Source organism: Pseudomonas urethralis (assembly GCF_021602465.1).
GTDB lineage: Bacteria > Pseudomonadota > Gammaproteobacteria > Pseudomonadales > Pseudomonadaceae > Aquipseudomonas > Aquipseudomonas vlassakiae.
The window spans coordinates 1-4,067 of the sequence record NZ_BQIJ01000040.1; the positions used below are offsets into that span (position 1 = coordinate 1).

The 4,067-nt window shown below is 62.5% G+C and carries 8 protein-coding genes; all 8 read right to left on the reverse strand.

The features are described 5' to 3' along the window. Positions 1-115: 115 nt before the first annotated feature. Genes L6D64_RS28340 through L6D64_RS27965 form a run of 8 tightly spaced genes read right to left on the reverse strand, consistent with a single transcriptional unit; the run spans position 116 to position 3,977 of the window. Positions 116-247: a hypothetical protein gene (locus L6D64_RS28340; RefSeq protein WP_276575184.1), complete on the reverse strand. Its 132-nt coding sequence runs from the start codon at positions 245-247 to the stop codon at positions 116-118. After that, on the reverse strand, positions 244-822 hold the full coding sequence (locus L6D64_RS27935) for a recombination protein NinG (RefSeq protein ID WP_176510339.1): 579 nt from the start codon (positions 820-822) through the stop codon (positions 244-246). The genes L6D64_RS28340 and L6D64_RS27935 overlap by 4 nt, the downstream gene beginning before the upstream one ends. Further along, positions 819-1,289, reverse strand: coding sequence for a hypothetical protein (locus L6D64_RS27940; RefSeq protein WP_176510338.1), 471 nt, complete (start codon positions 1,287-1,289; stop codon positions 819-821). Before L6D64_RS27940 ends, L6D64_RS27935 begins: the two co-directional genes overlap by 4 nt. Next, positions 1,286-1,618: a phiTE_015 family protein gene (locus tag L6D64_RS27945; protein ID WP_176510337.1), complete on the reverse strand. Its 333-nt coding sequence runs from the start codon at positions 1,616-1,618 to the stop codon at positions 1,286-1,288. The genes L6D64_RS27940 and L6D64_RS27945 overlap by 4 nt, the downstream gene beginning before the upstream one ends. Further along, positions 1,618-1,878, reverse strand: a complete 261-nt coding sequence (locus tag L6D64_RS27950) for a hypothetical protein (RefSeq protein ID WP_100413170.1) — start codon at positions 1,876-1,878, stop codon at positions 1,618-1,620. Before L6D64_RS27950 ends, L6D64_RS27945 begins: the two co-directional genes overlap by 1 nt. Next, entirely contained in the window at positions 1,875-2,681 is an 807-nt protein-coding gene (locus tag L6D64_RS27955) for a hypothetical protein (RefSeq protein WP_176510336.1), read from the reverse strand. The genes L6D64_RS27950 and L6D64_RS27955 overlap by 4 nt, the downstream gene beginning before the upstream one ends. Further along, positions 2,668-3,612 carry a phage replication protein gene (locus L6D64_RS27960; RefSeq protein WP_236192658.1) on the reverse strand — a complete coding sequence of 315 codons (945 nt, stop codon included), beginning with the start codon at positions 3,610-3,612 and terminating at the stop codon, positions 2,668-2,670. The genes L6D64_RS27955 and L6D64_RS27960 overlap by 14 nt, the downstream gene beginning before the upstream one ends. Beyond that, positions 3,609-3,977 (reverse strand): HNH endonuclease, encoded by a 369-nt coding sequence (locus tag L6D64_RS27965; protein WP_236192659.1) that lies wholly within the window; start codon positions 3,975-3,977, stop codon positions 3,609-3,611. Before L6D64_RS27965 ends, L6D64_RS27960 begins: the two co-directional genes overlap by 4 nt. Positions 3,978-4,067: the final 90 nt, after the last annotated feature.

The following is a 4,067-nucleotide window of genomic DNA, read 5'->3' on the forward strand; positions in this document are numbered from 1 at the left end:
CGCTGCTTCTCGGTGGTCTGGACCATGGTGCCCAGCAGCCCGAGTTGCTCGATAAAGGAGCCCTGGCTGTCCCAGGCGGTGTACAGGCAGTCGTGCCACGCCTGACGCGCGCTGTTCAGTTGCATGGACCGCCCTCCTCGCGCTTGCGCTTTGCCTTGATGACCGCGCCGCGTGCAAGCGCATACCCGCCGAAGATGATCATGGCCAGGATGAGCAGCTGGCCGCTGTCGGTTGGTGTCCAGGTCATGCTGCCTCCTTCAGGGCTTTGATCTTGTCGCGGTACTCGGCCTTTATGGCCTTGAGGTCTTCGATGGTGTAGTGCTGGGCCTGATGAGGCCCTTCCAGCCAGGCCACCTTGTCGGCGCCAATGCGCTGCACCAGGTTGATCCGGTAGTTCACGATGTCGCCCGACTTGTGCTGGTTACAGGGCACGCACTGCTTGTGGCAGTTGAGCGGCTCGAAACGCAGCTCTGGGTTGCCACCAACGGTGCGGTAATGCCCGGCGTCGTACTTGCCCTGGTGGTGTCGGCCGCAGCTGATGCATGGCTGCGCTTGGTCGCGTAGGCGCACCCACTGGTTGAATAACGCCTGGGCTTCGCGGACGTAGTCGGCTCGGCTCTTGAGCTTCTGCTTACGCACCTGGATCTCGCGGCGCTCGCGCTGGGCAATCGCCTTTCGGGCCACAGCCTGGTTCTCTGGCTTCTTGGCCAGTGCCAACGCGCACTGCACGCCGCAGGCCTTCTGCGTCGACAGCGACGGCCGGAACTTCTCCCCGCAGGCCTTGCAGGTCTTCTGCTTCACTTCCTTGAGAGCTGTCCTCACGCGGCCTCCTCGCCCAGTAGGTCGCTGAACACCACGCCCCGGGCCGAGAAGTCCGCCACGATGCGATCGGTGTAGGCAATGCCCTGGGCGCGATTGAACAGGCTGGTCACCGGCATGCCGTCCGGGCCGAACAGCTTGCAGTCGCCCATCATGTCCAGCTTCTCCTCGTAGGACAGGTGGCGCATGACGCGGTACCAGGCAGCCTGGAAGTCCTGATCCTCGTTCAGCAGGATCTGCACGCCGTGGTGTAGCTTGCAGTACTTGCGGGCCTCCGATGCGTCACCGATCTGGGTCATCTCGGAGATGCGCTTGTAGAACGCGAACCACAGGGCGTTCTGGTCCAGGGTCCGGTCCTTGCCCGGGCGCATGCTGACCACGACGAACCTATTCTCGCGGAACATTCCGGTGAGCATGGTCACGGCCTCGGATAGCTTGGCCTGGCAGTTGACACTGATCTTCTCGGTCATGGCGCCACCTTCAGGCCCTGGGCCACGATGGCCTCGCGGACATCTGGAAGTCGAGCAAGGCCAACAGGGTCATGCTCTGGAGCCTCGTAGGACAGTTCGATCAATGAGCCCAAGTGCTCGGTCAGGCCTTCGTATGCGCAGGCCGAAGGCAGCTCCACCACCACGGCCTCGCGGGAGGCCTTCCAGGAGGCCCAGCCGAGATTTAGGAACTGGGCGTCCTTCCCGATGTACCAGTCGCCCTCGCGGTCGATCACCAGGTCACGCCCGACGCTGGAGGCATCCTGGATGGCCCACGCCTCGTAGGTGTCGCGCATCTTGTTGGTGTCCATCAGTGCTTCTCCTCGGCCAGGTACTCGTGGCAAAGCTTGCCGGTGGTCTTGTGCTCAAGATTCCCTTGGCGGTTGGTGAAGAACTCGCCCTTGGGCAGGTATTCACGCTTGAACACGCCGTGCCACTTGCCGATGCTGGGGTCACACGCTGCGCAAAGCTTTCGGCCTTGGCATGGATTCCCCTCATCATTGCGGAACCAGTAGCCGCTGGTAGCGGTGTTGTCGCGGCAACCGCACTCTTCACACTGGAATAGGCTCACACCCCCTCCCCGGCCGGCTGCCCGGCGCGCTTGATGTTCAACTGAGCGACTGCGGCGCGTGTCTGCCGCTTGCGCAGATAGGTTTCGATGCGACGGCGCTGGTCTTCCTTGGCGCGCTCGCGGTCTTTCTTAGCCTGGGCTGCCTTGAGGATGCAGCGCACCTCGGCGAGCTTTTCCCGAGTCTTGGCGCTGGCCTGCGGGCGCACTTCACCAGTGAGCAGACCGGCGATGGCCTGGCCATCCTGGGTGATTGGTGCGATACGCAAGTCGGCCAGGTACTTGGCCCCGGTCTCGTGGGTGATGAGCTGGGCGCGTACGGCGGATTCGATGGCCGTCACCCGTCGCCCAGCGTCGTAACCCAGCGACACCTCCCACTTGGCCGGCTGGTCCTCGGCGCGGGCGAAGCTGACAAGCCGCTCGTAGGCGCTCATGAAGGCCATCCGGGCGCCGATCTTGTCGCCGGCCTCAAGGATTGGAGCGGAGGCGATCATGGCCTGGCGGATTTCTGTGGTGAGCACGACCGTTTCATGCTCGTCACTGGCCGCCAGGGCAATCGACCACGCCTCATCCTTTCCGGGGCGGGTGTCAGCCGCGTGGATGTGCTTGAGGACCATGCCGAGCGAAAGGCGCCCAGCAGGCTCTCTACGGCACGCGCGCAGCGCGCCAATGATCACGCTAGGCTCGTAGGCCGAAAGGTCCTCAGCGATGAGCTGAGCGCCTCCAGCGCTGATGGCCTGCCCCATTGCCTCGGCAGTGGCGCAGATGGCCACGGCCAGTTCGGCTTGTTGGTCAGAGGAAAGCATTGCGCTTACCTCCCTGGCCGTTGCGGATCGCGTCAGCCGCTTCCTGTGCCGCGTTCATGTTCGCCTGGGTCTGCTCCTGCTGGCGGGCAGTGGTGGCGTTCATCTGGCGGTTGGTCACCCACTGGGTGTGGTAGGCCTCGGCCTTGGCCAGCAAATCGCCCAGGTTGTGGCAGCCGTTGATCAAGCGCGCGTCGTTGATCGTCAGGAAGTACGCGGCCACATGGTGGGCAACGTCGATGCCGAGACGGCTGATCAACTGGCCGACCTGCCCGCCTGCCTTGGCGTTCCATACCGGCCATGCGTGGTAGCGCTTGCGGTAGGCCATGGCGTAGTTCGCCCAGGCCTTGAACGTTTTGCACTCAGGATCTTTCGGACCAGGCATATCGGCGGGGATTACGCAGCGTGGCTGCGGGACCAGTGCGATGACCTTGCCGGCGCTCTCTCCCGCTTCAGCGGGTGGGGCGCAATGCTCAAGATCAGTACTTGCTTCTTCTTCAGTAGGTTGCTGAAGATCATTCTTTATTAGGGGGGGATTTCCCGGCGCCGGTTTTGCCGGGGCCGGTTTCTCCGGCGCCGGATTTTCCGTCTGTGGTGAACCCATAGACGGATTTTCCGTCTGTGGTCGCTCGCACACGGTGTAGGCCATGCCGTTGAACGATCCGCCGTCATTGCGCGCACGGTCAACAGCCATGTAACCAGCTGCCTCAAGCTCCTTGATAATCACGCGCACAGCATCACGACCACTGGATTTACCAATGGCCTTGCTGGTCTGTTTGATCAGGTGGGTGACAGACACCTCCCAGTTGTCCGGCTTGCCCAGCAGGAATATCAGCAGCCCGCGCGCAGCCCAAGAAAGGCGCTCGTCTTCGCTGATGGCCTTGTCCAAGGTGTAGAACTTCGTTTCAGGCCGAGGGGCACGGATGATGCTCATTCCATCACCTCGAAATAGAATTTGTGCTCCTTGTCGAAGCCGAGGACAGGGAATGCGCCCGCAGCCTTCAGGTAGAGCAGTTGGGAATGGCCGAAGACAGGCTCGCCAGTAACCGATTTCGCAATCAGGTACATGCGGTAGTCCTCAACCGTTTTCGCCCCTTTTGCGCCGTTGCAGGGGTTGCAAGCTGGCATCAGGTTCTCGATGCGATTCGAGCCGCCATGCTTGCGGGCGGTTACGTGGTCGACAGCGAATGTCAGCAGTTCGACAGGCGTTCCGCAGTACGAGCAGCGCCCACCAGTTTTGGCGTACACGCGCTCGCGCTTGGTGGTCTTCATGGCCTTGACCATCAGTTCCATGCTCATTGGCCGCGCTCCTTGGCCGCGTCGATAGCCTCACGCAGGCTCGGCATTGCTCCGGCTCGGTTGTGGAACCACATGACCTCCAGCGACTTT